Origin of the sequence: Xanthomonas indica (assembly GCF_040529045.1) — a bacterium.
GTDB lineage: Bacteria > Pseudomonadota > Gammaproteobacteria > Xanthomonadales > Xanthomonadaceae > Xanthomonas_A > Xanthomonas_A indica.
In genome coordinates this window covers 735,557-758,594 of record NZ_CP131914.1, presented here as the reverse complement: position 1 = coordinate 758,594, position 23,038 = coordinate 735,557, and the positions used below count along the sequence as shown (strand labels likewise).

Genomic DNA, 23,038 nt, shown 5'->3' with positions numbered 1-23,038 from the left:
TGCGCCGACCGGCGGCATAGGGTGCTTGAGCGCGTGGCGATCGACTGGAACGCAGGTAACAGATTGCGCGATGGCAGACGCATCGCATGCGACAGCGCGCGAATGCGCGGCGCGCTGCACGATTCGGTTGGGTCGCAGGACACGTTCCGGCAATGCGGGCATGTGCAGCGCTTGCGTTCGCTACGCGTGGCCCGCGCTACAGCGTGTCCAGGCGTTCGCGCAACTGCTGCGCGTGCGCGCGCAAGGCCTGCAGTTGCGTGGCCGGCAACTTGCCCAGCTGGCGGTAGACCATGTCCAGGCGGCGATTGCGGCCCAAGGTGTCCTGGTGCCGTGCGAAGAAGTCCCAGTACAGCGCGTTGTACGGACACGCATGCGAACCGGTCTTCTGCTTGCGGTCGTAGCGGCAACCCTGGCAGTAGTCGCTCATGCGGTCGATGTAGGCCGCGCTGCTGACGTAGGGCTTGGTCGCGAGCAGGCCGCCGTCGGCGAACTGGCTCATGCCCACGGTGTTGGGCAGTTCGACCCATTCGAACGCGTCGATGTAGACGCCCAGGTACCAGCGATGTACCGCCGCCGGGTCCAGGCCGGCCAGCAGGGCGAAGTTGCCGATCACCATCAGCCGCTGGATATGGTGCGCGTACGCATCCTGCAGGGACTGGCCGATGGCGTGGTGCAGGCAGCGCATGTGCGTGTCGCCGGTCCAGAACCAGGCCGGCAGCGGCGTGTCGTGGCCGAGCGCATTGCGCGCTTCATAGCCGGGCATGTGCGCCCAGTAGATGCCGCGCACGTACTCGCGCCAGCCCAGGATCTGCCGCACGAAGCCCTCCACCGCCGGCAGCGGCGCCGCGCCGGCGGCATAGGCGGCCAACGCGCGCTGCACCAGTTCCTGCGGCCGCAGCATCTTGGTGTTCAGGGCGAAGGAGAGCTGCGAATGGAACAGGCGTGGGCTGCGCGTGCTCATCGCATCTTCGTAGCGGCCGAAGTGCGGCAGGCCGTCGGCGATGAACCGGTCGAGGCAGGCCAGCGCCTCGGCGCGGTTCAACGGCCAGCGCAGCGCGTCTGCCTGCGGCTGGCCGAAACTGTCCACGCCGGCGGCCTGGATGCTGGCCCATAGCGCGCGGTGATCGTGGCTCGGGCGCGTATCCGGCGGCGCCGCCGGTTCGCCGGGCCAGGGCTGGCGATTGTCGTGGTCGTAGTTCCACTGCCCACCCTCGGGCGTGCCGTCCGCCGCCAGCAGGATCCGGTGGCGCTTGCGCATGTACCGGTAGAAGTGCTCCATCAACCACTGCGGGCGTCCGCGGAAGAAGTCCGCCAGTTCACCGCGGCGGGTGTAGAAGTGCGCACTGTCCACCGTTTCGATGGCGAAGGCCTGCGTCGCACTCCACTGCCGCAGCTGCTGGTCCAGGCGCCATTCGTCCGGATCCTGGTACTGCAGGCACTGCGCACCGTAGTGCGCCATCAGCGCACCGAGATTGGCGGGGATGGACTGGCGGTTGCTCGCGTCGTCGATCGCCACGTAGCGCACGCGATGGCCGGCGCTGCGCAGATGCCGGGAAAAGTCGCGCATCGCGGCGAACACCGCCAGGATCTTCTGCGCATGGTGCAGGACGTAGTCGGTCTCCTGCCGCACTTCCATGAGCACATACACCACGCCGGGATCGCACACGTCGAACCAGGCATGGTCGGGATCGAGCTGGTCGCCCAGCACAAGGCGCAAGGTGTGGGCGGTGGACGGCACCGGGCTCATGCAGCGCGGCACGCCTGCGTGCATGCGGTGCGCCAGCGCACGGCCCGGCTCATGGCGCCTCCGGCGCGCGCACGCGCTTGCGCTCGCCACGGCAGCGGTCGGAGCAGTACTTCACCTCGTCCCAGACCTTCTCCCACTTCTTGCGCCAGCGGAACGGCCGGCCGCAGTGCAGGCAGGGCTTTTCCGGCAGATCCTGTTTCTTGCGCATGCGCGATCCCGCGGCGATGTGGGACGGACCGGCCGGCGTGGCCGGGACCAGCAACCGGTATTTGCATAGTGTGCCCCGCCAAGTCCCCGACGGGACACTCCCGCCGCGGCCCAGGCGCAGTCGCGACCGAGTGCTGCCGATAAGACCGGACTGCGCTACTGTCCGCCCAGGCTGCGCGCCGCGCGGCCACGCCAGAGTGGATCGAATATGTGCCAGGGATACGCGCTGTTTGTCGCATTGCTGGCCGCGAGCGCGGCGCCGGTCTCCGCTGCGGAGCCTGCACGTTTGAATGATGCGCTTGCGGCCTACGATGCGAAGGACTACGGCACTTGTGCCGATACCTTGGCGCGCATCGACGCAGCTCCGGCCGGCCTACCAAGCGGAGGGGATCTGTTCTACGTCGAATGCCTGGCCGCTGCCGGGAGAACGGATGCGGCCGTGGCGGTGCTCGACGCGCGACTGGCGCAAGGCCGCATCGATGTGCAGGAACTGATGCACAAGGATCGACCCGGCCTGAACCGGCTGCGCGCCTCGCCGGCGTGGCCAGCGCTGCTCGCCCGTGCCGAGACGCTCGATGCCGCACGCCAGGCGCGCCTCGACCAGCCACTACGGCAGGCATTACTGGCGCGTGTGGAGAAGGATCAGGCCGTCCGACAGAAGGCCATTGACGAGGAAAACACACCCGCGTCATGGCAGCAGACGGTAGCGGTGGATCAGGACAACACCGCCTGGCTGAAGACCATGGTGGCGAAGAAGGGATGGCCGACGCGCACATCGGTGGGCGAAGACGGATCCAAGGCCGCGTTCCTGATCGCCCAGCACGCCACCCTGGACCCCGCCTTCCAGGAGCAGGTCCTCGCGTTGATGCAGGCCGCCCTGGCGCAAAAGGAAGCGGATCCTTCCGACGTAGCGATGCTGCAGGATCGCGTGCTGCTGCACCAAGGCAAGCCGCAGCTTTACGGTACGCAGTTCAAAACCGAGCCGGACGGCACGATGGTCCTGGACAGGACCCAGGACATCGATGGCCTGGATGCGCGCCGCGCGACGATGGGCCTGCCGCCGATCGCCGAGTACAAGGCCTCCCTGTCCGAGGTCTACCATGCGCCGGTACGATGAACGGACCGGACGCACATGGCGTCCACCCGCGCGCCCTCACTCCTGCGCCGGCCACTCGCGGAACACCACGCAGACCGTGGTCGGGTCCAGCATCGCGAACTCGCGCGCGCCCCATGGCTTGAGCGCGACGGTACGGCAATTCGGATGCAGCCACTGCGGCGCACGTGCGGACAACTCGGCATAGATCGTGTCGATGCTGTCGGTTTCGATGCCCAGTTCCGGCCGGTCCTTGGCCGCCCATTCGGCGTTCTCCACCAGATAGGCCTTGGCGCCGTCGCGCGCGATCACCGCCATCGTTGCGTCCTGGTACAGCACCTGGAATCCCAGGCCGTCGACGAAGAAGGCCAGCCCGTCCTGCATGCGCGCGTAGAAGATCTTGGGAATGAGGTTCTTGAACATGGGGCGACCCTGCGTCCGTGACCAGTGGCGAGTGTAGCGGGCCGGTCCCGGCACGGCATGACGACAAAAACAGCGCCGCCGGATACCTGCCGCGCGCCGGGGCTGGCGATGCCGCAGGCGGCTACACTGGCCAGCCCTCTTGCCGTCTCGACCCCAACCATGACGTTCCGCTTCACCTGCAGCGCCTGCGATCAGGTCCACGAAGGCATGCCCGGCTTCAGCGTAGCGTCGCCGCTGAGCTATGCGTTGATTCCGGAGGCGCAGCGCGCCACCCGCTGCGAGCTGGGCTCGGACGATTGCGTGATCGACGAGGCTCACTTCTTCGTCCGCGGCTGCATCGAGATTCCCGTGCATGGTCACGCCGAACCGTTTTCCTGGGGCGTGTGGGTCTCGCTCAGCGAAGCCAGCTACCTGCAGTGGGTCCGCTATTTCGATCAGCCGCAGCGTGCGCATGTGGGGCCGTTCTTCGGCTGGCTGAACACACGCCTGTCGCCGTATCCGGAGACCGCCGGCCTCAAGACGCAGGTCCATCTGCGCAACGAGGGCATTCGCCCATGGATCGAATTGGAGCCGACCGCGCACCCGCTCGCAGTCGAACAGCGTGAAGGCATCTCCGAGCAGCGAGTGGCCGAACTGTATGCGCTGATGACGCACATATCCATCTCCGTTGCGACGGACCAGGGGACGACGCCATAACGCTGTCGTCGGTGTGGATGTTTGTGGGCCCCGGGCCGCGTTTCCGTCCGTGTAGCGGAGGCGTGGAGCCGCGCGCGGCGCCGCAGCGGTACGCTGACCCAAGACCCGGTTAGCGTCGGCGCGTAAGACTCGGCGGCGTACGAAGGCCCATTCCGACCAAGCATCAGCACTACGAAATTGGCATGTAGGCTGTGCGAGAGCATCGCACCCGCGAAGCGGTGATGTCGCACGCCGCATAGGCACGCCCCGAATCGGAGCAGCACATGGGATATGAGTATCGCCTGACGTTTGCCGGCGCCGATCCAGCAAAGACACGACATGCCATCGGCCAGCTGCCGGGCGTGGAACATGCGGACGCGCGCGATGCCGGCGCCGCCGCCGCGCTGGCACGACCGATGCCGGACGCAGTTATGTGGTGCACCGCGGACGGCCTGTCCTTCTGCGCGAACACCAGCGAGGGACTGCGCTGCCTCGGCACCGTCATCGCCCGCCTGACCAGCACGTTCGGGACGGTCGAGGTGGCGGAATTGGAGTGACCCGCAACGCCCCCGCGGCACGGCGCCAGCCGCGCCGACTACACTACCGCCGATGACCTCGCCCCTGCCCCTGCCGCCGCTGCAGCCGCTCGCCGATCCCGCACCGCCTGCCGCCCGCAACGCCGCGGTGCTGGGCAGGCGCCTGTGCCGGCAGGTCGGCCAGGCCATCGCCGATTTCGGCATGATCGGCGCCGGCGACAAGGTGATGGTGTGCCTGTCCGGCGGCAAGGACAGCTACACCCTGCTGGACATCCTGCTGCAGCTGCAGCGCAAGGCGCCGGTGCCGTTCGAGCTGGTGGCGGTGAACCTGGACCAGAAGCAGCCGGGCTTTCCCGCCGACGTGCTGCCGACCTACCTGCGCCAGCGCGGCGTGCCCTGGCATGTGATCGAGCAGGACACCTACTCGGTGGTCACCCGGGTGGTGCCGGAGGGCAAGACCCTGTGTTCGCTGTGCTCGCGGCTGCGCCGTGGCGCGCTGTACCGCTATGCGGCGGAGCACGGCTTCACCAAGATCGCGCTGGGCCACCACCGCGACGACATCGTCGCCACCTTCTTCATGAACCTGTTCTTCCACGCCAAGCTGGCGGCAATGGCGCCGGTGCTGCGCAGCGACGATGGCCGCCACGTGGTGATCCGGCCGCTGGCCTATGTGCGCGAGGACGACATCGCCGCCTACGCGCAGGCGCAGGGCTTCCCGCTGATCCCCTGCACGCTGTGCGGCAGCCAGGAGACGCTGCAGCGCCGCCAGGTCGGGCAGCTGCTGCAGCAGTGGGACCGCGAGCATCCAGGGCGGGTGGAGCAGATCGCCCGCGCACTGGGCAACGTGCATCCGGCGCAACTGGCCGACCGCGCGCTGTTCGACTTCGCTGCGCTCGGCGGCGCGGCGATCGCCCCGGCTGCCGCCTGGGCGGACGACGCGCCGGGCTGAGCCTGCTCGCTGAACCGCCCGATGCGGTACCCGGGCGGACACGATGCGACAATGGCCGCCGCTCCCCGGCGCACGCCGCCGGACCGTTCCGTTTCCTTCCGCTGGATGCTCGATGTTCTTTCGCAATCTGACCCTGTTCCGCTTCCCCACCACGCTCGATTTTTCCGAGGTCGAAAAGCTCCTGCCGGAGGCCCTGCTCAAGTCGGTCGGCCCGCTGGAAATGAGTTCGCGCGGCTTCATCTCCCCGTTCGGCCGCGACGAGCAGGAGGCGCTGTCGCACCGCATCGCCGACTTCCTGTGGCTGACCGTCGGCGGCGAGGACAAGATCCTGCCCGGCTCGGTGGTCAACGACCTGCTGGCGCGCAAGGTCGCCGAGATCGAGGAGAAGGAAGGCCGGCGCCCCGGCGGCCGCGCACGCAAGCGGCTCAAGGACGACCTGATCCATGAATTGTTGCCGCGCGCCTTCGTCAAGTCCTCGCGCACCGACGCCATGCTCGACCTGCAGCACGGCTACGTCGCCGTGGACACCTCCAGCCGCAAGACCGGCGAGAACGTGATGTCGGAGATCCGCGGCCTGCTCGGCAGCTTCCCGGCGCTGCCGCTGAACGCCGAGGTGGCGCCGCGCTCGATCCTCACCGGCTGGATCGCCGGCGAGCCGCTGCCCGAGGGCCTGAGCCTGGGCGAAGAGTGCGAGATGAAGGACCCGATCGAAGGCGGCGCGGTGGTCAAGTGCCAGCACCAGGAACTGCGCTGCGACGAGATCGACAAGCACCTGGAAGCCGGCAAGCAGGTGACCAAGCTGGCACTGGTGCTCGACGACCACGTGTCCTTCGTGCTCGGCGACGACCTGGTGATCCGCAAGCTGAAGTTCCTCGACGGCGCGTTGGACCAGCTCGAGCATGCCGACCAGGATGGCGTGCGCGCCGAACTGGACGCGCGCTTCGCGCTGATGAGCGCCGAGGTGCGGCGCCTGTTCCTGCTGCTGGAAGACGCGCTGAAGCTGAGCAAGGCCGACTGATGCCGCGGCGGAGGCGGCCGCACGCGGCTGTCACCGTGCGCGCCCGCGCCGGCGGTATGCTGTGCCCATGCCCGATCTGCTCCGTCGCCTGATCGCGCCGCCCCCGGCGGCCGTCGAACGCGACCTCGTCCGCTTCCGGTTGGACGAGCGCGAAGTCGAGGTGCTGCGCGTGCGCGACCCGCGCGCGCGGCGCATCAAGCTCAGCGTGGACGAACGCGGCGCGCGGCTGACCCTGCCGCTGCGCGCCAGCCTGGTCGCCGGCGAGCGCTTCCTGCTGGAGAACCGGCAGTGGCTGGCGCAGCAGCTCTCGCGCTATGTCGCCGCCGAAACGCTGACGCCGCTGCGGCCGGGCGAAGCCGGCGAACTGCCGCTGCGCGGGCAGTCGCTGCCGGTGGCCTGGCACGACGCCCGCTACGCGCGCATCGAGGTCGCCGACGGCGTGGCCCACCTGCACCTGCCGCCACGCGGCGGCGATGCGGCGCTGCGCCGCGCACTGCGCGATTTCTATGAGGCCCAGGCACGCGCCGACGTCGGCCGCTGGCTGCCGCAGTATCTGCCGTCGCTGCCGCGTGCCCCGCGCGCGGTGCGCTACAAGGTCATGTCCTCGCAGTGGGGTTCGCTGGCGCCCGACGGCAGCATGGCGCTGGACCTGGCGCTGGTGCTGGGGCGGCCCTCGGCGTTCGAGTACGTGCTGGTGCACGAGCTCTGCCACCTGATCCAGGCCAACCACTCGCCGGCGTTCTGGCACGAGGTGGAAGCGCGCTTCCCCGACTGGCGCGCCGAGCGCACCTGGTTCCATCAGCACGGCCGCCAGCTCAAGGCGCACCTGCGCTGGCTGCTGCGGCCGGAGCGCACCTGAAGGGCGCATCCACGCACGACGGGTTTCACCAGGAACGCCCGACGCGGCTGAAGCCGCTCCTACGACAGGACAGGCAAGCTGCATCCGGTCAGCGTGGGCGGAAGCACCTTCTTCGAAGGGTCCTGAAAGCGCTGCCGCGGTTGCGCGCGTGGCACCGGCGCGGTGTGGCGCGGAGCGGAACGCGCGAGCAGGAAATGTTGCGCCGCCGCACGTCATCGCGCAGACGGTCGCTGTAGAGGCATGAAGGGAAGCTGGGTTCTGAGCGCGCGATGCGCTCGCATCGCGGTGTGTTGGCCCAGCGCTGCGGAAGCAGAACTCCATGCAGCGCCCGGTAGGCCCCCTCTCCTCCCGCCTACCGCAAATCAGGCGCGTCCTCCGGCGCCAGCGAGGCGGTACGGTCCGTGCGGCGCTACGCCGGCATGTCAGGACGCCGGGATCGAGCCGCGAACACAGGACGTATCGCGTCTACGCCTGTTGACGGCAGGCGTGGGCGCAACTTAAGCGAAAATTTTTCTACACACAAGCTTCACGTTGGGTGTGTAGGGAGCACACCTACATGGCTGTCCGCATGCCCCTGACGCATGCGCATTTGGCCTGGCAACGGACGACACGCGAAGCGCCGCCGGCGCGGTGCATGGGGCATCCGATCGATCCTTCCGGCACGCTTCGCATCAGGCGCTGCGCGCGTAGTCGAAGCCGGCTGGCGCAGGCTGGATCGCCAGCACCGGCAATTCGTCCTCCGCAGGCAGAACCGACGGTGCCGCACCGGCCAGGCGGAACACCGCCACTGCCTCGCTCAGGCTGCCGGCCTGCTGCTCCAATGCGCGCGAGGCCGCCGTGGCCTGCTCCACCAGCGCCAGGTTCTGCTGGGTGCTGCGGTCCATCTGCGCCATCGCCTGGCCGACTTCGTCGATGCCGGCGGCTTGCTCCTGCGACGCGGCCGCGATCCCGGTCATGAGCGCATTGACCTCGCTCACCGATGCCAGCACGCGGCCCATGGTGCGGCCGGCATCGTGCACCTGTGCCGAGGCCACCGCGACCTGGTCCACCGATGCCTCGATCAGGCGCTTGATCTCCTTGGCCGCATCGGCCGAGCGTTGCGCCAGCGCACGCACCTCGCTGGCGACCACGGCGAAGCCGCGGCCCTGTTCGCCGGCGCGTGCGGCCTCCACCGCGGCATTGAGCGCCAGGATGTTGGTCTGGAAGGCGATGCCGTCGATCACCCCGATGATCTCGCCGATCTTGCGCGAGGCCGCTTCCACGCCCTGCATCGCGCCGACCGCCGCGTCGATCGAAGCCCCTCCCTGGCCCGCCACAGTCGTCGCCGCGTCGGCCAGTTCGTTGGCGTGGTGCGCATGCGTGGCGTTCTGGCGGACGGTGGCGGTCAGGCGCGCTGCCGCCCGGGCTGTACGCTCCAGCGTGCCGGCCTGTTCGGCGCTGCGCTGCGACAGGTCCTGGTGACCGCCGGCGATGGCGCCGGCCTCGGCGTCGATCGCCGCGGCGGCGTGCTGGATGCCGGCCACGATCGCGGCCAGTTGATCGGCGCTGGCATTGGCGTCGTCGCGCATGTCGGCGAACACGCCGCGGAAGTCGCCGTGCATGCGCACGCCGAGATCGCCGCTGGCGATGGCGCGCAGCAACCCGGACAACTGGCCCAGGTTGCCGTCCACCGTCGCCATCAACTGGTTGAGGCTCTCGAGCATGATGCGGAAATCGTGCTGGTGCGCGCCCAGGTCGGCGCGTGCGCTGAAGTCGCCGGCCGCGGCGGCCTCGGCCAGGTGCCAGATGTCGCGGCTCAGCGTCCCCAGGTTGGCCTTGATCGCATCCATCGCCTCGGAGATCGCGGCCTGCTCGCCGGGCAGGCGCGGCATGTCCTCGCTGAGGTCGCCGATGGCGTAGCGCCGCATCAGCGCCACCGTCGACTGCGCGGTGCCCACGTGCAGGTCGACCAGCGCATTGGCGTCGCGCAGCAGCTGCCCGTAGTCGCCAGGGAACGCCACCGCCTCGCCGCGCCAGGCGATGGCGCCGTCCGCATGCTGTTGCGCCATCCGCCGCTGCTCGGCCAGCACCGCCCGCAGCTGCGTCTGCATGGTCTGCATGCTGCGCAGCAGGTCGGCAGCTTCGTCGTTGCCCTGGGCCGGCACCACCGCATCGAGCTGACCGGCGGCGATGGCAGCGGCCACACGGGTGCCGTCGCGCAAGGGCCGCACCAGGCTCTGGGTGATGCACCAGCCCAGCCAGGCGCTGACCGCCAGCAACAGGCCGCCGCCGAGCAGCAGCATCCAGCGCGCGCGGGTCATGGTGGCCACCGCCTGCGCGTAGGAACCGTCGCTGAGCGTGCGCAGGTGCGCGGCATTGCGCTGGATCGCCTGCTGCCACTGCGCCAGCAGCGGCTGCAGGGTGTACAGGTGCAGGGTCTGCGCATCCAGGTTCTGGTTGTCGGCGGCCAGGGCCAGCACCTGCGACTGGAACGGCTGCACCTGCGCGTAGGCCTTGTCGATCGCTGCGCGCAGCTGTGCGCCGGTGCGGTCGGCCGGGTCCAGGCGCAGCGCGAACAGCGTGCGCCGCGCCTGCGCATAGTCGTGCTGGGCCGCGCCGATGGCGCGCACCACCGCCTGCTTCTCGTCCGGGTTGGTCAAGATGACGTCGTTGAGCAGGCCGATCTCCAGCCGCGCCTGCGCGGCGACCATGGCGTTGGACAGGCGGATCTTCTCCATCTTGTCCAGGGCGATGTCGTCGAGCTGATGCCGCGCCAGCGCCATCGACGCCAGGCTGGCCACGATCAGGGCGCCGCAGATCAACAGCAGGGCAGCGAAAGCGAAGGTCAGGCGTGGGCCGACCCGGTAGCGGCGAAGGAAGCGGATCATCGGAGGCGCGGCGCAGGGCGAAAGGTGCGCGCTACGCTGTGCGCGGAAGTTTTCCGAAACGCGACGGCTCGGCGACAACATGCCGAACTGTGACGCCGGAAAGCGCACGACCGCGGCAGGCCGCACAGCGCCGGCGGTCAGTCCGTCGCAGTGTGCGTGCGCGATGCTCGGCGGCACGATGGCGTACCGAGCGGAGACTGCGGCGCGACGACCGCGTCGCCCGCCGCCGCGGCCGCCTCAGAGGAAGTCGCGCAGCACCGCGGCCACCGCCGCCGGTTGTTCCATGTGCAGGTGGTGGGTGCCGGGCAAGGTGTGCACGCGGCCGTCGCGCAGGCACGCGGCACGCTGCAGGCGCAGCGGCTCGGGCAGCATGTCCTGCGCCGGGTCGGCGAACACCACCGCGGTCGGGCATTCGATGCCGGCCAGCAGCGCCTGCATCTGCGGCTCGGTCGCGCGGATCGCCGTCGGCAGGGTCAGGCGGCGGTCGCTGCGCCACACGTAGCCGCCGTCCACCGCCCGCACGCCGCGTTCCACCAGCAGACGTGCCGCCGGCTCGCTGAGCTGGTTGGCGAGCATCCGCGCCCGCACCGGCGCGGCCAGGTCGGGGAACACGCGCAACGGCGTGGCGGTGGCGCGGCGGGTGCTGGCCACGCTATGGCGCAGCCGTGCCACTGCCCCCGCCTCGCTTTCGGCCAGGCCGCCCAGCATTTCGATCGCCACCAGCTTCTCGATGCGCTCCGGCGCCGCGGCGGCCAGCAGGCTGGCGATGGCCGCGCCCATCGAATGGCCGATCAGCACGAAGCGCTCCCAGCCCAGCGCGTCGGCCGCATCCAGCACCGGATGCAGGGCACTGGCCAGCAGGTACTCGGCGCCATCGGGCAAGGCGCTGCTGTGGCCATGGCCGGGCAGGTCCAGCATCACCAGGTCCAGCTGCGGCAGGTGCCGGCTGAGCGGCACGAAGCTGGCGGCGTTGTCGAGCCAGCCGTGCAAGGCCAGCGCCTTCGGCCCCGCCGGGTCTCCGCTGCGCAGCCCGGCCAGCGCGCCCACCCGCGAGGGGCAGGCGAAGGGACGCACACTCATGCGGCGCGGGCCGCCAGCTGCGCCAGCGCGCGCGCGTGCGCCGGGGCGTCGTTGAGGCAGGGGATGTAGCGCACCTGCATGCCGCGTTCGGCGCAGGTCTCGACAAAGCCCATCGCCACTTCTTCCAGGGTTTCCAGGCAATCGGTGGCAAAGCCGGGACAGATCACGTCCACCTGCTTGACCCCCTGCCCGGCCAGCTCCCACAGCCGCGGTTCGGCATACGGGCGCAGCCAGCGCTCGGCACCGAAGCGCGACTGGTAGCCCAACTCCCATTGCCCGGCCTCCAGGCCCAGCGCGGCGGCGATCGCCTGCGCGCTGGCTTCGCAGCGCTGCGGGTAGGGGTCGCCGTTGTTGGCCACGCGCTGCGGCAGACCGTGGAAGGAGAAGAACAGGCGCTCGCCGCGGCCGTGCTGCGCCCAGTGCGCCCGCACGCTGTCCGCCACCGCGGCGACCCAGGCCGGATCGGTCGGGTAGTCCTCGATCAGGTGCACCGGCAGCTGCGGATGGCGCGCCTGCCAGGCGCGCACCACGTCCTCGATCGAGGCGGTGGTGGTGGTCGAATACTGCGGGTACAGCGGCAGCACCACGATCCGGCGCACGCCCGCCTCGCGCAGCGCATCCAGGGCCGGCGCCAGCGCCGGCGCGCCGTAGCGCATCGCCCAGGCCACGCGGTGGCCGGGCAGTTCGCGCTGCATACCCTCGGCCAGGCGCCGGGTATACACCGCCAGCGGCGAACCGTCCGCCAGCCACACCTGCGCGTACTTCTCCGCCGACTTCGGCGAGCGCCGCGGCAGGATCACCCAGTGCAGCAGCGGCCACCAGAACAGCCGCGGGATCGCGACCACGCGCTTGTCGCCGAGGAACTCGGCCAGATAACGGGCGACCGCAGGCGCGGTCGGCGCCTCGGGCGTGCCTAGATTCACCACCAGGATGGCGGTCTCGGGTGCGTCGGACATGCGCGCATTGTGGCAGAGCGCGCACGCCACGGCGTGTCGATTCGCTCGATCGCGGCGATCGATGGCGCCTGCGCGCAGCCCGGCACCACTCATTGCCGATTCATTGCCCTGTGACTAAGTTCAAGCGCTTGCAGTATCTTGCTGCGGACCTACTTCGGAGCCCGCCATGCCCCTCCTGCCGCGCCTCGCCCTGTTGTTGAGCACCCTGTTGTTCGTCGGCCACGCCGTGGCCGGCCCGGAAGAGGACGAGCGCGCCCGCAACGCGCTGCGCGTGCTGACCGACATCCAGAAGATTCCCGAGCAGGCCATCCCCGACAAGCTGCTCGACGAGGGCCGCGCCATCGTGGTGATCCCGGATACGCTCAAGGCGGGCCTGGTGATCGGCGGGCGTCGCGGCCACGGCCTGATGTCGGTCAAGCGCCCCGATGGCACCTGGTCCAACCCGGTGTTCGTCAAGCTCACCGGCGGCAGCATCGGCTTCCAGGTCGGCGTGCAGTCCTCCGACGTGGTGCTGGTGTTCCGCAACGACCGCAGCCTGGACAACATCGTCAACGGCAAGTTCACCCTCGGCGCCGATGCCGGCGTCGCCGCCGGCCCGGTGGGGCGCAACGCCGCCGCCGCCACCGACGGCCAGCTCAAGGCCGAGATCTGGTCGTGGTCGCGCGCCCGCGGCCTGTTCGCCGGCGTCGCCCTGGACGGCGCGGCGCTGCAGATCGACGATGCCGCCGACCTCAATGCCTACGGCAGCAACACCACGCCGCGGATGATCTTCGAGGGCCGCACTACCAACCGGCCGTCCAACGACATCGTCGCCTTCCGCGACAAGCTTGAGGAAGCCACCTACGCCGCGCGGCAGAGCCGTGGCACCGACAGCAACGGCAACCCGGGCGCCGCCCCGGCACCGGCCATGCCGGCGCCGCAGCCCACGCCCGAACCGACCGCCGCGCCCGACGCCGCCGCCAGCACCGTGCCCCTGCAGGGCCAGACGCCACCGGCGCAGCAGGGCTTCCAGCCGGTGTCCGACGGCGAGATCCGCACCGAGAAGCTCGACGGCGATCGCTGAGCGTTGTTCCCAACGTCACCTGTCCGTCCCGGCCTGCAGGCGCGCCTGCATGGCCGCGAGAGGTAACGCGGCGCGGCGCGGTGCGTTATCCTGCGGGTTCCTTACGACTTTTCTGCGAGCGGATCATGGGCAGTCTTAGCATCTGGCACTGGCTGGTGGTGCTGGTGATCGTGCTGCTGGTGTTCGGCACCAAGCGGCTGACGAGCGGCGCCAAGGATCTGGGCAACGCGGTCAAAGAGTTCAAGAAAGGCATGCGCGACGAGGACAAGCCGGCCGGCCAGCTCGGCGACGAGACGCGCAGCAGCAGCGAGCCGTCCCGCCAGACCCAGGCCGAGCGCGACCGCGACTCTCACTGACGGGACCCCGCCGGCGTGTTCGATATCGGATTCAGCGAACTGCTGGTGATCGCGGTGGTGGCCCTGGTGGTGCTCGGCCCCGAGCGCCTGCCCAAGGCGGCGCGCTTTGCCGGGTTGTGGGTGCGCCGCGCCCGCGCGCAGTGGGACTCGGTGAAGCAGGAACTGGAACGCGAACTGGAAGCCGAGGAACTCAAGCGCAGCCTGCACGACGTGCAGAGTTCGCTGCGCCAGGCCGAGACCCAGTTTCGCGACGGCAGCGAGGAACTGCACCGGCAGACCGAGGCACTGCGCCGCGAGATCGATCCGAACCCGCCGGTAGCGCCTGCGGACAACGCGCCGACCGCGGCGGCCACCTCGACCGACGCCTCGACGCCGTACGTTGCCGACACGGCCACGCCCCCGCCGACGGCCTCGACGACTCCCGCAGCGTCCGTGCTGCCGGCCGCCGCGCGCGGTGCAGCCGCGCCGCATCCGGCACCCGGCGCCGCGACCGCGCACACCGGCCAGCCGCCCTCCCGTGATCCGGAGGCGCCGCGATGAACGTCGAAGCCGAGAGCAGCCTGATCGAACACCTGATCGAACTGCGCGCGCGGCTGATGCGCGCGCTGATCGGCCTGGGCGTGGTGGTGGTGGCGCTGCTGCCCTTCTCCAAGCGCCTGTACTCCTGGCTGGCCGAGCCGATGCTGGCGCAGTTGCCGGTGGGCCAGAGCGTGATCGCCACGCACCCGGCCGGCGCAGTCATCGCCCCGCTCAAGCTGGCGTTCTTCCTGGCCCTGTTCGTGTCCGCGCCGTGGCTGCTGTACCAGGCGTGGGCCTTCGTCGCCCCCGGCCTGTACCAACGCGAGAAGCGCCTGGCGCTGCCGCTGCTGGCTTCGGCGGTGCTGCTGTTCTACCTCGGCTGCGGCTTCGCCTATTTCCTGGTGCTGCCGGCGGTGTTCCACTTCCTGACCACGTTCAAGCCGGACGTGATCCAACTCACCCCCGATGCCGGCGCCTACCTGGATTTCGTCCTGGCGATCTTCTTCGCCTTCGGCGCCAGCTTCGAACTACCGGTGGCACTGGTGATCCTGGCCCTGCTCGGCTGGGTGACCCCGCAGCAACTGCGCGAGGGCCGCGGTTACGCGGTGGTCGGTATTTTTGTGCTGGCCGCCGTGCTGACCCCGCCGGACGTGGTGTCGCAGCTGATGCTGGCGATCCCGATGTGCCTGCTGTACGAACTGGGCATCGTGGCGTCGAGCTGGCTGGTGTCAAGCCAGGCGCGCACGCAGTAACCGCAGCTGCACTCCGACCGCACGACCTGGTGCGGTGATCTGGGATGCAAACTACGGCACGACCCGCAGTGGGTGACGTATAAAGTCCCCACGGGCAACTGCGCCGTCATTGCGAAACAGCAACGGATGCCCCCTGAGGGCCGCGAATAAACCCAAGGAAGGTGCCGCGTGCGAATGACTGCCGGTGCACAGGACCAAGACCATTGCCTTGAGCGCATGCTGATCGCCCGTGCGCGGGTGCTGTCGCTTGCGCGACGACGTGATCTAGGAATCCAGCAGTGCGATGCGCTTCCACAGCGCGGCGTGGGCCGCGTTGCGGCGCGCCATTCCCTGCCATTTGGCCAACGCCGCGCCTGAGTAGAGAGATGTGTTGTCGGCTCGTGGCCGGCGCCGGATCGCGCGATCCGCGCACACGGCGCCGGAGCCGTATCCGATCACAGCAGCATCGGCACCGGGCCGCACCCGGCCCTGCCGACACGGCCATGGAAGACCGTCTTCATGGCGGTGGCACTCGCGCCGCCGCCCCCTCCTGTCCCTGACGGACAGGCAAGCCGGCAGAGCGCAGGACGTCGCTCACGACCGGCATCGCTCGCAATGAAGCAGTATCCCAATGACCAAGGAGTACGTCATGAAACGTCTGGCTGCACTGGGATTTACCTTGCTGGTATCGACAGCGGCGACCGCGGCGGTCGCAGGTACGCCATCGTTCCAGAAACAGGGCGGGAAAGCGAAGTTCATCAACGGCGACAATCTGGTGACCGGCGTGTACGCGGAGACGGCCACCCCGGCGGACACGCGCTTGCAGAGCCCGCAACAGAAAGCCGCCGGCCTGAGCGCGGTGATGGTCACCCGCAATGGCGACCAATACGTCTCGTCGGCAAGCGCGGAGGACGTGGCGCTCTTCGAGGAGGCGATCAAGGCGATGGAACTGCTCGGCCGCCTGCCGCACTCCGTACCCGGCACGCCACCGACGCGTCCCACCGGCGATGGTGCCGGCCGCGCCGTCCCCAACGTGGTGATCGGGACCGATGAACGGGTGCAGGTGACCACCACCACCAACGCGCCGTACTGGCACATCGGGCGCATCGGCATCGGCTGCACGGGAACGCTGATCGGACCCAAGCACGTCCTGACCGCCGGCCACTGCGTGTCCGACGGCGCTGGCAATTGGTATTCCAGCCTCGACTTCACCGTGGCCCAGAACGGCAGCTACCAGCCGTGGGGAACGGCGACGTGGGCGCGTGCCATCACCACGACGGCGTGGCTCAACAACGGCGACAGCAACTACGACTATGCGCTGATCGTCCTGAGCACTGCTCCCCATGGCGGGAATGCAGGCTGGGGCACCTACTCCGGAGGCACCCATACCATCACCGGATACCCGGGCGACAAGCCGTTCGGAACGATGTGGAGTGCGTCCGGCGGTGTCTCGACCAGCGGCTCCTACAGGCTCTGCTACACCATCGACACCAGCGGCGGCAACAGCGGAAGCGGCATCTACGACAGCGGCTACGTGGTCCGCGGCGTCCACACCACCGGCTCGTCGAGCCAAAACTGCGGGACGCGGCTGACCAGCACCGTCTTCAACACGCTGCAGAACTGGATCGCCGACAACCCGTGACGAGCGCCCGATCCCGATCCTGAGTGCCATCGCCGTGGTGCTGCGGAGGACTGCGCACCACGGCTTACACCGAACCGACGATGCGAGAGGAGTTGCAGATGAGACGGATGCTTGCCGCGACGCTGGTCCTGGTGGCGGGCTGCAGCCTCGGCAGCGGGCCGGCCGCGAATCGCGAGCCGCTGGAGTCCGCGCTGATTGTCGGCAGCGCGCAATCCCCGGACCCTGTGCTGGCCAGGGTCATGGAACTGAAGGAGCGGGGCGTGGTGGAGGGCGTCGTGGTGTACGAATCGTTTCCGGTGCGGATCCGCCTACGCGCGCCCAGGCGGGTGATCGACGAACTGGAGGCGATGCCACGGGCGGCCCAGAGCGCTCCCGGCGACGGCAGCGGCCGTCGCTGAGCTGCCGCGATCAGGCTTCGATGACGTTCGGTGGCGGCGCCACGGCCGCCGCATCGCCGGCGTGCACGAACATCTGCTTCCAGGCCGCATACACGATCCCGGCCAGCACCGGCATCAACAGCGCCATCAGCAGCAACTGCGCGACCAGCGCCGCCACCGCGGTGCCGACGAGGAACTGCAGCACCAGCATCACCACGGTCAGCGCAAAATAGAACGCGAACATGGCCAGGAAGGCGAGGACGAAGAACACCAGCATCGCCGGCAGGTTGTGCAGGCAGGCGCGCAGGCCGTGACCGATGGCGGCGATGCCGTTGCGGCCGTCGAACATCACCTGCGGCGCGAACAGGAACAGGGTCAGCGCCACGGCCACGAACCCGACCGCCACCAGCATCAGCCACAGCAGGATGCGCAGCGCCGGCAGGGTCGCGACCAGTTGCTCCACCTGCAGCGGATCCGGCTGCGCGCCGGACTGGCCCAGCTCGTTGAGCTTGTTCATCACCGTGGTCAACTGCATCCATCCGTCCGGGCCGATCACCACCACCGCCAGCAGGGCCAGCGCCAGTCCGACCACCACCTGCGGCAACAGCGCCACCAGCAGGTTCGGCGTGCGGCCGCCCTGCAGGCCCTGCAGCAGATGCGCCGGCTCGGCACTGCGGCCCTGGTCGACCTCGCGCACGGCCCACACCAGCCCGCCGAACAGCAGCGGCCCGGCCAGGCCCATCAGCAGTTGCGCCAGCATGCCCAGGGTCGGGTTGAGCACGCCCAGGAACAGGGCGATCAGCGCCGTCAGCCCCCAGATCAGTCCCAGCCGGCCCAGCGCCCATGGCGCCCGTCGCAGCAGGGACATGCCGGCCAACAGCCATTCCGCGCCGGCCGAGGCCGGCAGCTTGCGAATCTCGATCATTGCCAATCCGAAGTGGGGGACGCCGTACAGCGCGGCGACTGCACAGATTATCGCGGTTTTGCCTGGCCGCTGCTGTGCTGCCCGCGTGCGTGCTGAACGAAGCGCCGCAACAGTTTGCGCGCCAGCGGTGCGGCGCTGACCTCGCGGGCGATGGTACGGGCGCAGCGTCCGGCGCTGCGTAGACAGTCGGCACGCGCCTGCACGTAGCCGCGCATGTGGTGGGTGGCGAACTCCGGATGGAACTGCAGGCCCCAGGTCGCCTCGCCCCAGCGGAAGGCGTGGCACTGGTCCTGCGCCGAGCGCGCCAGCACCGTGGCGCCGGCCGGCGCGCGCAGCACCGTCTGCAGATGCGTGGCATGCGCGGGGAAGCGCGCCGGCAGGCCGGCGAACAGCGGATCCTCGGCCGCGGGCGGATGCAGTTCGATGTGCACGGTGCCCGATTCGCGCCCGGCCGGGTTGTAGGCCACCTCCCCGCCCAGCGCGTGCGCCAGCAGCTGGTGGCCGTAGCAGATGCCCAGCAGCGGCGTGCCGTCCTCGGCGGCCTCGCGCAGCCAGCTTGCCGAGCGCTCGCTCCAGTCGGCCCGGTCGGTGACGAACGCCGCCGAGCCGGTGACGATGACCCCGGCGAAGTCGCCCCGCGCCGGCAAGGCTTCCCCGGCGGCGACATTGGCCACCACCGTGTCGCGCTCGGCCAGGCCGGCGGCGACCCGGATCCAGTGCGGGAAGCGTCCGTAGCGCCGCATCGTCGCCACCGGTTCACCGGTCTCGAGGATCAGGAAGGGCGCAGCACGACGACGGGCGGAAGAAGCCAACGGCATGGTGGGATTCTAGACGGCGGCGCGCGGCTTTTTGCAAGCGCCGGTGATGCGGATGGCATAAGCATATAACTGCGATCAAGGGGATGCGGCAGCGTGCCCCAGGCCCGTGGAATGGCGCCGTCGCAGTGGCGCGCAGGCGCACTGGCATGACCCGCGCGCGCTGGCGGCTTCTCCTCCGCTTCAGCGCGGATCGCGCAGGCTGTCGCCGTTTTCCCCCTGGCAGGTGTGCAATGCGTCGTTCCCTGATCCCCTTGACCCTGGCCGTGCTGCTGCTCGCATCCGCGTCCGCATCGGCGGCGGCGCCGGAAGCGAGCCGCCCCGCCCCGCCTACGACGCTGACCGTCCTCAGTTCCGGCGGCATCATGGGCGCGATCCGCGCCGTCGCGCCCGACTACGAACGGGCCACGGGCGTCAGGCTGCACATCGAGGCGGCGCCGTCGATGGGCGACACGCCGCAGGCGATCCCCAACCGCCTCGCCCGTCACGAGCCGGCGGACGTGCTGCTGATGGTCGGTGCGGCGCTCGACAAGCTCCTTGCCAGCGGCCAGGCGCGCCCCGCCAGCCGCGTGGACCTGGGCGAGTCCTACATCGCCATGGCGGTCAAGCAGGGCGCGCCCAAGCCGGACATCTCCACCATGGACGCCTTCCGCATGACCCTGCTGGACAGCCGCTCGGTGGCCTATTCCGACAGCGCCAGCGGCGTCTACCTGTCGCGCACGCTGTTCCCGCGGATGCGGCTCGGCGACGGTTTCGCCGCCAAGGCACGGATGATTCCCGCCGAGCCGGTCGGCGCGGTGGTCGCGCGTGGCGAGGCGCAACTCGGCTTCCAGCAATTGAGCGAACTCAAGCCGGTCCCCGGCATCGCCATCGTCGGCCTGATCCCCAAGCAGGCACAGCAGATGACGCTGTATTCCGGCGCCGTCGCCACCGCCAGCACGCAGCCGCAGGCGGCGCAGGCGCTGCTGGAGTACCTGGCGTCCCCGGCGGCCGCGAAGGCGATCGCGGAAAGCGGCCTCACGCCGCTCGCCAGGAAGCCATAGCCACGGCACGGATCGCGGCGCTGCGTCGCCCCCCTCGTCCGACGCGTGGGCGGCGCGCATCATTGCCTGTTGTGTGGCTTAGCGGGACACACCGTGATCCCGTAGGTGCGCCAGCCATCGCGATGATGGAACTGGGATGGGAGCGTCGGGATGGGGGATCGGCAGAAGCGCGTCCGGCGCGCAGTGAGACGCCTCCGCAAGCGACATCGGGCGCGCAGCCGCCGCACGAAGAGACCAACGCCAACCGCGCCTCCCGCCCGCTCACTCCCGCGGCGGCAGCACCGACAGCACTTCTTCGATGGTGGTCAGTCCGGCGGCCACCTTTTCCAGGCCGGCGCGGCGCAGCGTGCGCACGCCCTCGTCCTGGGCGGCGCGGCTGAAGCCGGCCAGGTCCATGTCGGCGCGGATCAGGGTACGCAGGCGCGGGGTCACCGGCAGCAGTTCGTACAGGCCGACCCGGCCCAGGTAACCGGTGCGGCGGCACTCCAGGCAGCCGACCGGGGCGTAGGGCTGCAGCGGCTCGGGCAAGGCCTCGCCCGGTTCGCGCAACGCGTCCCACTCATGCGGCTCCAGCGCGTGCGGGCGCTTGCAGTGGCCGCACAGGGTGCGCACCAGGCGCTGCGCCAGCACGCCGTTGAGGGTGGAGGCGACCAGGTAGTGCGGCACGCCCAGGTCGAGCAGGCGGGTGATCGCCGAGGGCGCATCGTTGGTGTGCAGGGTCGACAGCACCAGGTGCCCGGTCAGCGAGGCCTGCACCGCCATCTGCGCCGTCTCCAGGTCGCGGATTTCGCCGATCATGATGATGTCCGGGTCCTGCCGCAGCAGGGTGCGCACGCCGCTGGCGAAGTCCAGGTCGATGTTCGGCTGCACCTGCATCTGGTTGAATTCGGTGGCGATCATCTCGATCGGGTCTTCCACGCTGCACACGTTCACGTCCGGCGTGGCCAGGCGCTTGAGCGTGGAGTACAGCGTGGTGGTCTTGCCCGAGCCGGTGGGGCCGGTGACCAGCACGATGCCGTGCGGGCGTTCCACCAGCGCGTTCCAGCCGGCCGCTTCCTGCGCGCTGAAGCCGAGCTGGTCCACGCTCTTGAACGCGGCGTCCGGGTCGAAGATGCGCATCACGCACTTCTCGCCGAAGGCGGTCGGCATGGTCGACAGGCGCATCTCGGTCTCGCGCCCGCCCGGCGAGCGGGTCTTGATGCGCCCGTCCTGCGGCCGCCGCCGCTCGGCCAGGTCCATGCGCCCGAGCACCTTGATGCGGCTGACGATGGCGGTCATCACCGCCGGCGGCACTTCCAGCACCTTGTGCAGCACGCCGTCGATGCGGAAGCGCATGCGCCCGGCCTCGCGCCGCGGCTCCAGGTGGATGTCGCTGGCGCGCTGTTCGTAGGCGTACTGCAGCAGCCAGTCGACGATGTGCACGATGTGGTGGTCGTCGGCGTTGACGTCGCCGCCGCGGCCCAGTTCCACCAGCTGCTCGAAGCTGGGCAGGCCGCTGCTCTGCTCGGTGCGCCCGTCCTTGGCGCCGCGCACCGAGCGGGTCACGCCGAAGAACTCCATCGTGTAGCGATGCAGGTCCAGCGGGTTGACCACCACCACTTCGATGCGGCGCCGCGCCAGGTGCTGCACGTCGCCGAGCCAGTCCAACGCCAGCGGTTCGCTGGTCGCCACCAGCAGGCGCTCGGGCTGCAGCGCGAGCGGCAGGATGCGATGGCGGCGCGCGTAGGCGTGCGAGACCACGCCGGTGACCGCGGCCACGTCGACCCGGGTCGGATCGATGCGCAGGTAGCGCAAGCCGCAACGCTGCGCCAGCCATTCGGTCAGCCGCTCCAGGCTCAGCTCGCTGCCCGGCGGGCGGGTCGCGGCCAGTTTCAGGTTGGACAGCAGCACCAGCGGATGCACGTCGCTGACGGTGCGCGCGGTCTGCGCCGAGAACTGCACGCGGCCGCGTTCGGCCGGTGCGACCAGGCCGTCGGCGAGCAGCGCCGCGGCTACGCGCTCGAAGCTCAGCCGGCCCGGCGGCAAGGCGACGGCGGGCTCGGCGGGCAACGACGCGGGCGGCGCGGCAGGGCGCGAATCCATGGTCCAGGTCCGGTGCGCGGAAGTCCCCGCGAGTCGGTCGCTATACTAGCGCACCCCTCAACCGGCCCCCTGCGAGATGTCCGTTTCCCGGTCCGTTCCGATCACGTTCCAGGGTCTGATCCAGACCCTCAACCAGTTCTGGGCGCAGCACGGCTGCGTGCTGATCCAACCGCTGGACCTGGAAGTGGGCGCCGGCACCTTCCATCCGGCCACGTTCCTGCGCGCGCTCGGGCCGGAGCCGTGGAACGCGGCCTACGTGCAACCGAGCCGCCGTCCCACCGACGGCCGCTACGGCGAGAACCCGAACCGCCTGCAGCGCTACTACCAGTATCAGGTGGCGATGAAGCCGAACCCGGACAACATCCAGCAGTTGTACCTGGACTCGCTCAAGGCGCTGGGCATCGATCCGCTGGTGCACGACCTGCGCTTCGTCGAGGACAACTGGGAATCGCCGACGCTCGGCGCCTGGGGCCTGGGCTGGGAGGTGTGGCTCAACGGCATGGAGGTCACCCAGTTCACGTATTTCCAGCAGGCCGGCGGTCTGGAGTGCAAGCCGGTGCTGGGCGAGATCACCTACGGGCTCGAGCGCCTGTGCATGTACCTGCAGAACTGCGACAACGTCTACGACCTGGTGTGGACCTACGGCCCCGACGGCAGCCCGGTCACCTACGGCGACGTCTACCACCAGAACGAGGTGGAGCAGAGCGCGTACAACTTCGAACACGCCAACGTGGCCGAGCTGTTCCACCGCTTCGACGCCTGCGAGCAGGAAGCGCAGGCGCTGGTCGAAGTCGGCCTGCCGCTGCCGGCGTACGAGCAGGTGACCAAGGCCAGCCACGCCTTCAATCTGCTCGACGCACGCCGCGCGATCTCGGTGACCGAGCGCCAGCGCTACATCCTGCGCGTGCGCGCGCTGGCGCAGGCGGTGGCCAAGGCCTACTACGCGCAGCGCGAGAAGCTGGGCTTCCCCGGCGTCAAGAAGTGATGCAAGCCCCTCTCCCGCCGGGAGAGGGGTTGGGGTGAGGGTACGCCGGCACGCACGGCCGGCTGCTCCGACTCCCCAGGCGCCCGCACC

23 protein-coding genes are annotated in these 23,038 nt (G+C 69.9%); 14 read left to right on the top strand and 9 right to left on the bottom strand.

The annotated features are described in order from the left end of the window. Nucleotides 1-196 precede the first annotated feature (196 nt). Nucleotides 197-1,747: a cryptochrome/photolyase family protein gene (locus Q7W82_RS03290; protein WP_242157538.1), complete on the bottom strand. Its 1,551-nt coding sequence runs from the start codon at nucleotides 1,745-1,747 to the stop codon at nucleotides 197-199. A 49-nt stretch (nucleotides 1,748-1,796) separates the two neighbouring features. Next, the gene (locus Q7W82_RS03285; RefSeq protein WP_017912123.1) at nucleotides 1,797-1,955 is read right to left on the bottom strand and encodes a DUF2256 domain-containing protein; all 159 of its coding nucleotides are present in this window, start codon (nucleotides 1,953-1,955) and stop codon (nucleotides 1,797-1,799) included. A 207-nt stretch (nucleotides 1,956-2,162) separates the two neighbouring features. On the opposite strand from Q7W82_RS03285, the gene Q7W82_RS03280 reads away from it, so the two are divergent. Next, on the top strand, nucleotides 2,163-3,071 hold the full coding sequence (locus Q7W82_RS03280) for a DUF6624 domain-containing protein (RefSeq protein ID WP_242157539.1): 909 nt from the start codon (nucleotides 2,163-2,165) through the stop codon (nucleotides 3,069-3,071). Between the two features lie 36 nt (nucleotides 3,072-3,107). On the opposite strand, the gene Q7W82_RS03275 is transcribed toward Q7W82_RS03280, so the two are convergent. Next, the gene (locus Q7W82_RS03275) at nucleotides 3,108-3,470 is read right to left on the bottom strand and encodes a hypothetical protein (protein ID WP_242157541.1); all 363 of its coding nucleotides are present in this window, start codon (nucleotides 3,468-3,470) and stop codon (nucleotides 3,108-3,110) included. 57 nt (nucleotides 3,471-3,527) lie between these two features. On the opposite strand from Q7W82_RS03275, the gene Q7W82_RS03270 reads away from it, so the two are divergent. From Q7W82_RS03270 to Q7W82_RS03250, 5 genes are all read left to right on the top strand, one after another. Further along, nucleotides 3,528-4,166 carry a DUF2199 domain-containing protein gene (locus Q7W82_RS03270; RefSeq protein WP_242157552.1) on the top strand — a complete coding sequence of 213 codons (639 nt, stop codon included), beginning with the start codon at nucleotides 3,528-3,530 and terminating at the stop codon, nucleotides 4,164-4,166. 263 nt (nucleotides 4,167-4,429) lie between these two features. Next, the gene (locus tag Q7W82_RS03265; protein ID WP_242157554.1) at nucleotides 4,430-4,702 is read left to right on the top strand and encodes a hypothetical protein; all 273 of its coding nucleotides are present in this window, start codon (nucleotides 4,430-4,432) and stop codon (nucleotides 4,700-4,702) included. Between the two features lie 52 nt (nucleotides 4,703-4,754). Then, nucleotides 4,755-5,630, top strand: coding sequence for a tRNA 2-thiocytidine(32) synthetase TtcA (ttcA, locus tag Q7W82_RS03260; RefSeq protein ID WP_242157556.1), 876 nt, complete (start codon nucleotides 4,755-4,757; stop codon nucleotides 5,628-5,630). Between the two features lie 112 nt (nucleotides 5,631-5,742). Beyond that, nucleotides 5,743-6,648, top strand: a complete 906-nt coding sequence (locus tag Q7W82_RS03255) for a recombination-associated protein RdgC (protein WP_242157565.1) — start codon at nucleotides 5,743-5,745, stop codon at nucleotides 6,646-6,648. Between the two features lie 67 nt (nucleotides 6,649-6,715). Further along, the gene (locus Q7W82_RS03250) at nucleotides 6,716-7,507 is read left to right on the top strand and encodes a SprT family zinc-dependent metalloprotease (RefSeq protein WP_242157567.1); all 792 of its coding nucleotides are present in this window, start codon (nucleotides 6,716-6,718) and stop codon (nucleotides 7,505-7,507) included. Between the two features lie 671 nt (nucleotides 7,508-8,178). On the opposite strand, the gene Q7W82_RS03245 is transcribed toward Q7W82_RS03250, so the two are convergent. The 3 genes from Q7W82_RS03245 to hemH all read right to left on the bottom strand — a co-directional run bounded on the left by Q7W82_RS03245 (nucleotide 8,179) and on the right by hemH (nucleotide 12,410). Continuing rightward, complete coding sequence (locus tag Q7W82_RS03245; protein ID WP_242157569.1) at nucleotides 8,179-10,374, bottom strand: methyl-accepting chemotaxis protein; 2,196 nt, start codon at nucleotides 10,372-10,374, stop codon at nucleotides 8,179-8,181. 237 nt (nucleotides 10,375-10,611) lie between these two features. After that, the gene (locus Q7W82_RS03240) at nucleotides 10,612-11,454 is read right to left on the bottom strand and encodes an alpha/beta hydrolase (protein WP_242157578.1); all 843 of its coding nucleotides are present in this window, start codon (nucleotides 11,452-11,454) and stop codon (nucleotides 10,612-10,614) included. Further along, complete coding sequence (gene hemH / locus Q7W82_RS03235) at nucleotides 11,451-12,410, bottom strand: ferrochelatase (protein ID WP_242157580.1); 960 nt, start codon at nucleotides 12,408-12,410, stop codon at nucleotides 11,451-11,453. The genes Q7W82_RS03240 and hemH overlap by 4 nt, the downstream gene beginning before the upstream one ends. A 166-nt stretch (nucleotides 12,411-12,576) precedes the next feature. Here hemH and Q7W82_RS03230 point away from each other — a divergent pair, with 166 nt between their 5' ends. The 6 genes from Q7W82_RS03230 to Q7W82_RS03205 all read left to right on the top strand — a co-directional run bounded on the left by Q7W82_RS03230 (nucleotide 12,577) and on the right by Q7W82_RS03205 (nucleotide 17,119). Further along, nucleotides 12,577-13,473, top strand: a complete 897-nt coding sequence (locus Q7W82_RS03230; RefSeq protein WP_242157588.1) for a YSC84-related protein — start codon at nucleotides 12,577-12,579, stop codon at nucleotides 13,471-13,473. A gap of 125 nt (nucleotides 13,474-13,598) precedes the next feature. After that, the gene (gene tatA / locus Q7W82_RS03225) at nucleotides 13,599-13,829 is read left to right on the top strand and encodes a Sec-independent protein translocase subunit TatA (protein WP_242157590.1); all 231 of its coding nucleotides are present in this window, start codon (nucleotides 13,599-13,601) and stop codon (nucleotides 13,827-13,829) included. Nucleotides 13,830-13,844: 15 nt separating this feature from the next. Beyond that, nucleotides 13,845-14,369, top strand: coding sequence for a Sec-independent protein translocase protein TatB (gene tatB / locus Q7W82_RS03220; RefSeq protein WP_242157599.1), 525 nt, complete (start codon nucleotides 13,845-13,847; stop codon nucleotides 14,367-14,369). Beyond that, on the top strand, nucleotides 14,366-15,100 hold the full coding sequence (tatC, locus tag Q7W82_RS03215; RefSeq protein ID WP_160947470.1) for a twin-arginine translocase subunit TatC: 735 nt from the start codon (nucleotides 14,366-14,368) through the stop codon (nucleotides 15,098-15,100). Before tatB ends, tatC begins: the two co-directional genes overlap by 4 nt. A gap of 628 nt (nucleotides 15,101-15,728) precedes the next feature. Further along, nucleotides 15,729-16,721 carry a trypsin-like peptidase domain-containing protein gene (locus Q7W82_RS03210; protein WP_242157615.1) on the top strand — a complete coding sequence of 331 codons (993 nt, stop codon included), beginning with the start codon at nucleotides 15,729-15,731 and terminating at the stop codon, nucleotides 16,719-16,721. Between the two features lie 98 nt (nucleotides 16,722-16,819). Then, nucleotides 16,820-17,119: a hypothetical protein gene (locus tag Q7W82_RS03205; protein WP_242157617.1), complete on the top strand. Its 300-nt coding sequence runs from the start codon at nucleotides 16,820-16,822 to the stop codon at nucleotides 17,117-17,119. A gap of 10 nt (nucleotides 17,120-17,129) precedes the next feature. Here Q7W82_RS03205 and Q7W82_RS03200 read toward each other — a convergent pair whose 3' ends face one another. Both Q7W82_RS03200 and Q7W82_RS03195 read right to left on the bottom strand, forming a co-directional pair. Next, on the bottom strand, nucleotides 17,130-18,023 hold the full coding sequence (locus Q7W82_RS03200) for a BPSS1780 family membrane protein (protein ID WP_160947472.1): 894 nt from the start codon (nucleotides 18,021-18,023) through the stop codon (nucleotides 17,130-17,132). A 47-nt stretch (nucleotides 18,024-18,070) separates the two neighbouring features. Then, on the bottom strand, nucleotides 18,071-18,841 hold the full coding sequence (locus Q7W82_RS03195) for a glutamine amidotransferase (RefSeq protein ID WP_242157623.1): 771 nt from the start codon (nucleotides 18,839-18,841) through the stop codon (nucleotides 18,071-18,073). A gap of 230 nt (nucleotides 18,842-19,071) precedes the next feature. On the opposite strand from Q7W82_RS03195, the gene Q7W82_RS03190 reads away from it, so the two are divergent. Beyond that, nucleotides 19,072-19,881 (top strand): substrate-binding domain-containing protein, encoded by an 810-nt coding sequence (locus Q7W82_RS03190; RefSeq protein ID WP_242157625.1) that lies wholly within the window; start codon nucleotides 19,072-19,074, stop codon nucleotides 19,879-19,881. A 261-nt stretch (nucleotides 19,882-20,142) separates the two neighbouring features. Here the strand turns inward: Q7W82_RS03190 and Q7W82_RS03185 are convergent, their stop codons facing one another. Further along, nucleotides 20,143-21,963, bottom strand: a complete 1,821-nt coding sequence (locus tag Q7W82_RS03185; RefSeq protein WP_242157627.1) for a GspE/PulE family protein — start codon at nucleotides 21,961-21,963, stop codon at nucleotides 20,143-20,145. Nucleotides 21,964-22,039: 76 nt separating this feature from the next. Between Q7W82_RS03185 and glyQ the strand changes: the two genes are divergently transcribed. Further along, nucleotides 22,040-22,948, top strand: coding sequence for a glycine--tRNA ligase subunit alpha (gene glyQ, locus Q7W82_RS03180; RefSeq protein ID WP_160947476.1), 909 nt, complete (start codon nucleotides 22,040-22,042; stop codon nucleotides 22,946-22,948). Nucleotides 22,949-23,038 lie beyond the last annotated feature (90 nt).

Bases quoted from the DNA above. Each gene is read 5' to 3' on its own strand.
- Q7W82_RS03290 (WP_242157538.1), bottom strand. From the start codon at position 1,747: ATGAGCCCGGTGCCGTCCACCGCCCACACCTTGCGCCTTGTGCTGGGC.
- Q7W82_RS03285 (WP_017912123.1), bottom strand. From the start codon at position 1,955: ATGCGCAAGAAACAGGATCTGCCGGAAAAGCCCTGCCTGCACTGCGGC.
- Q7W82_RS03280 (WP_242157539.1), top strand. From the start codon at position 2,163: ATGTGCCAGGGATACGCGCTGTTTGTCGCATTGCTGGCCGCGAGCGCG.
- Q7W82_RS03275 (WP_242157541.1), bottom strand. From the start codon at position 3,470: ATGTTCAAGAACCTCATTCCCAAGATCTTCTACGCGCGCATGCAGGAC.
- Q7W82_RS03270 (WP_242157552.1), top strand. From the start codon at position 3,528: ATGACGACAAAAACAGCGCCGCCGGATACCTGCCGCGCGCCGGGGCTG.
- Q7W82_RS03265 (WP_242157554.1), top strand. From the start codon at position 4,430: ATGGGATATGAGTATCGCCTGACGTTTGCCGGCGCCGATCCAGCAAAG.
- ttcA (WP_242157556.1), top strand. From the start codon at position 4,755: ATGACCTCGCCCCTGCCCCTGCCGCCGCTGCAGCCGCTCGCCGATCCC.
- Q7W82_RS03255 (WP_242157565.1), top strand. From the start codon at position 5,743: ATGTTCTTTCGCAATCTGACCCTGTTCCGCTTCCCCACCACGCTCGAT.
- Q7W82_RS03250 (WP_242157567.1), top strand. From the start codon at position 6,716: ATGCCCGATCTGCTCCGTCGCCTGATCGCGCCGCCCCCGGCGGCCGTC.
- Q7W82_RS03245 (WP_242157569.1), bottom strand. From the start codon at position 10,374: ATGATCCGCTTCCTTCGCCGCTACCGGGTCGGCCCACGCCTGACCTTC.
- Q7W82_RS03240 (WP_242157578.1), bottom strand. From the start codon at position 11,454: ATGAGTGTGCGTCCCTTCGCCTGCCCCTCGCGGGTGGGCGCGCTGGCC.
- hemH (WP_242157580.1), bottom strand. From the start codon at position 12,410: ATGTCCGACGCACCCGAGACCGCCATCCTGGTGGTGAATCTAGGCACG.
- Q7W82_RS03230 (WP_242157588.1), top strand. From the start codon at position 12,577: ATGCCCCTCCTGCCGCGCCTCGCCCTGTTGTTGAGCACCCTGTTGTTC.
- tatA (WP_242157590.1), top strand. From the start codon at position 13,599: ATGGGCAGTCTTAGCATCTGGCACTGGCTGGTGGTGCTGGTGATCGTG.
- tatC (WP_160947470.1), top strand. From the start codon at position 14,366: ATGAACGTCGAAGCCGAGAGCAGCCTGATCGAACACCTGATCGAACTG.
- Q7W82_RS03210 (WP_242157615.1), top strand. From the start codon at position 15,729: ATGAAACGTCTGGCTGCACTGGGATTTACCTTGCTGGTATCGACAGCG.
- Q7W82_RS03205 (WP_242157617.1), top strand. From the start codon at position 16,820: ATGAGACGGATGCTTGCCGCGACGCTGGTCCTGGTGGCGGGCTGCAGC.
- Q7W82_RS03200 (WP_160947472.1), bottom strand. From the start codon at position 18,023: ATGATCGAGATTCGCAAGCTGCCGGCCTCGGCCGGCGCGGAATGGCTG.
- Q7W82_RS03195 (WP_242157623.1), bottom strand. From the start codon at position 18,841: ATGCCGTTGGCTTCTTCCGCCCGTCGTCGTGCTGCGCCCTTCCTGATC.
- Q7W82_RS03190 (WP_242157625.1), top strand. From the start codon at position 19,072: ATGCGTCGTTCCCTGATCCCCTTGACCCTGGCCGTGCTGCTGCTCGCA.
- Q7W82_RS03185 (WP_242157627.1), bottom strand. From the start codon at position 21,963: ATGGATTCGCGCCCTGCCGCGCCGCCCGCGTCGTTGCCCGCCGAGCCC.
- glyQ (WP_160947476.1), top strand. From the start codon at position 22,040: ATGTCCGTTTCCCGGTCCGTTCCGATCACGTTCCAGGGTCTGATCCAG.